The organism is Segatella sinensis (assembly GCF_040095255.1).
Taxonomy (GTDB): Bacteria; Bacteroidota; Bacteroidia; order Bacteroidales; family Bacteroidaceae; genus Prevotella; species Prevotella sinensis.
Genome location: NZ_JBBNGE010000108.1, coordinates 1 through 2796 on the forward strand (window position 1 = coordinate 1; position 2796 = coordinate 2796).

At 41.3% G+C, this 2796-nt stretch carries 2 protein-coding genes; both read right to left on the minus strand.

All coding sequences use genetic code 11. From position 1 onward, the window contains the following. Nucleotides 1–330: 330 nt before the first annotated feature. Nucleotides 331–1200 carry a GIN domain-containing protein gene (locus AAAT87_RS15190; RefSeq protein WP_349226898.1) on the minus strand — a complete coding sequence of 290 codons (870 nt, stop codon included), beginning with the start codon at nt 1198–1200 and terminating at the stop codon, nt 331–333. Between the two features lie 462 nt (nt 1201–1662). Next, the gene (gene pflA, locus AAAT87_RS15195; RefSeq protein ID WP_349226899.1) at nt 1663–2394 is read right to left on the minus strand and encodes a pyruvate formate-lyase-activating protein; all 732 of its coding nucleotides are present in this window, start codon (nt 2392–2394) and stop codon (nt 1663–1665) included. Nucleotides 2395–2796: the final 402 nt, after the last annotated feature.

Below are 2796 nucleotides of genomic sequence, written 5' to 3' on the forward strand. Positions count from 1 at the left end.
AAGTTTATGCTTTATTAACGAGAAGTTTTCTATAGGGGTGCTGAGTAGTTACTTCTATAGGGGTGCTGAGTAGTTACAGTGGGACTTCTAATTGTTAAAGATGCCTAACAGAGAATTTCTACAAGAAGAAGAAAAAGAAAACAAGAAAAAAAGAAAAGAAAAAAACGACAAGAAGAAGTAGCAAGAAGAAAAGATAAAAAAGAAAATAGATAAAAGAAAAAATAGAAAAATAAGAAGAACTAACCCCATGCCAAACTTGCTCATTCTTCGCAAGTTTTACATGGGGTTTCATTCTCCCTGCCTTTTTATTTTGATTTTCAGGAACTTACGTTATCTACCAACCTTCAGACTTCCGTCAGAGATGCTTCCCACTCCATCCTTATGACGGGTGTATTTGCCGGTGACACCGCTCAGATGCACGCCGCCAACACCATCCAGATCAACATTCAGAACCTGGCAGTCAACCTTGGCGCTTACCTTACCCACGCCATCATTGTTGATCTTCAGATTTCCGCCCTTGAAGAAATCGAGCGTAACGGAGCCTACACCCTCATTATCCACCTTCAGGTCGCCCATCGCCACGTTGCCAACCTTTACGGAGCCTACACCTTCGTTGTCAATCTTCATCACATCGCCCTTGGCATGATCGATGCTGACAGAGCCTACACCCTCGTTGGTAACATCCAGCTTGTTGGCAAGAATCTTATTGATGCTGACAGAGCCTACGCCCTCGTTATCGATTTCCAGGCGGTCGCTGTTGACAGACTTGGCATAGAAAGCCCCTACCCCTTCCTGGGTAATCTTCACCAGATCAGGACTGGTGATATAAATCTTCAATCTGTTTTTTTCAGAATTACAGCTGGCAGGCACCTTGAGTCTTCCCGTCAGACCGATCTTCACCTCGCCGTCTCGATACACCACCTTGATTTTCTCCTTGAGTTTCTGAGCGAACTCAGCATCCTTGATGGCAGAGTAATCCAGACGAACGCTGCATTCATCGCCGTCGTTCTGTGTATAATAGACACTGGCAACCACATCCACGTCGATAGCCTTGAAAGGCTTCTCTCTCAAATCATCCTGCGTAAACTCCAGGCTTCCTCTCATTTCAGAAGAGGTAGTAGAACCCATACTGCAGGAACAGATGCCCATAGAGGCAAGAAACAAAGTTGCCGAAGCAACCCAAATACTCATTGTTTTCATACTCTTTCGATTTTAAATTTCCTATATTCTGATACTTAGACGCAAAAGAAACCCGAAAGGTTGCAAAAAAGCCCAAAAAGATTGCAAAAAGAGCCTCAAATGCCTTGCAATAGAGCATTAAATGTCTTACAATAGAGCCTCAATTGTCTTACAATAGAGCCTTACTTACCATCCAATTAAGCCTCAATTAAGGTTTACGTTAGGCTTAATTGAACGTTACGTAAGGCTCTTTTGAACAGCAAGTAAGGCTTAATTCATCATCAAGTAAGGCATAAGCCAACGCCATATATGACACTAGCAAACGTCATACATAACATAAGCAATCATCATATATATCATAAGCCAACGTCGCATACTTTTGAAACATATATGATACCATAAGAAACATGCCTGGATTTTAGGCTTTTTCACGACTCCATTATCGCTAACAAAAGGTAACTCCATAGCACTCAATACAAAAGTCTATAATGCCTTCTGCAATATAGATTCGGCATGAGCCACACGTTCTCTGCCAGGAGGTTCTATGCCATCTAGCGGATAAGAGATTCCTAGCTTCTCATATTTGTAGATACCCATCGTATGATAAGGCAATACATCTATGCGCTGGATATTGCTGAGCGTAGAGAGGAAGTCTCTCAACTCTTCCAGGTATTCATCCTTGTCGGTAATACCTGGAATAAGGACGTGACGTATCCATACCGGCTTGTGGATTTCGCTGAGATAGCGGGCACAATCGAGTATGTTCTTGTTGCTATGAAGCGTCAACTTACGATGCTCTTCATCATTGATATGCTTGATATCCAGAAGAACAGTATCAGTGACGGTCATCAGACGCTCAAATTTCTCGAAGTTTTTCCCTTCTCTATGAAAGGGTTGAGCCGAGGTATCAAGACAGGTATTGATGCCACGCTGATGGGCTTTCTCGAAGAGTTCGATGAGAAAGTCTATCTGCATCAATGCCTCGCCACCGCTCACGGTAATTCCTCCATTATCTCCCCAATAACTCTTGAATCGCTCTGCCTTGTCCAGCAGGTCATCGGCAGTCCACTCTTCTCCTACCCCCGTCTTCCAGGAATCCGGATTGTGGCAGAACTGGCAGCGCATGGGACAACCTTGCAGAAAAATCAAAAATCGGATGCCTGGTCCATCTACAGAACCAAAGCTCTCTATACTGTGAACAAAACCCTTATGCATTCTTTCGAAGATCATATACTCCCCACAATGCAAAAAGACTCATAAATAAGGCTATAACGCCCAAAAAAAGAAATACACCCATAATTATTTTATCTTTTTAGAAATGATTAAAAACAAGAAGCCCACTTAAGCCTGCATTTTACGATAATCAATATATGCCCATAGGGTAAACCCACCTGCAAGCAACGCAAAAAATCCCATAAATACCAATAGTTCCATATTTATTTTCCTTTCTTATTTTTATCTTTAGACATTAATATTAAAAAGAATCCACATACAGCTAGAAACATTGTTATTAGAGCACCAAATACTAAAAGTTTCTCTGTAAGTAAGTGATCTAAATTATTTTTATATATAAGTACTAACATGGCTCATTTTTCGTTTTATAGAAAAAGTAGAATT

Bases quoted from the DNA above. Each gene is read 5' to 3' on its own strand.
- AAAT87_RS15190 (WP_349226898.1), bottom strand. From the start codon at position 1,200: ATGAAAACAATGAGTATTTGGGTTGCTTCGGCAACTTTGTTTCTTGCC.
- pflA (WP_349226899.1), bottom strand. From the start codon at position 2,394: ATGCATAAGGGTTTTGTTCACAGTATAGAGAGCTTTGGTTCTGTAGAT.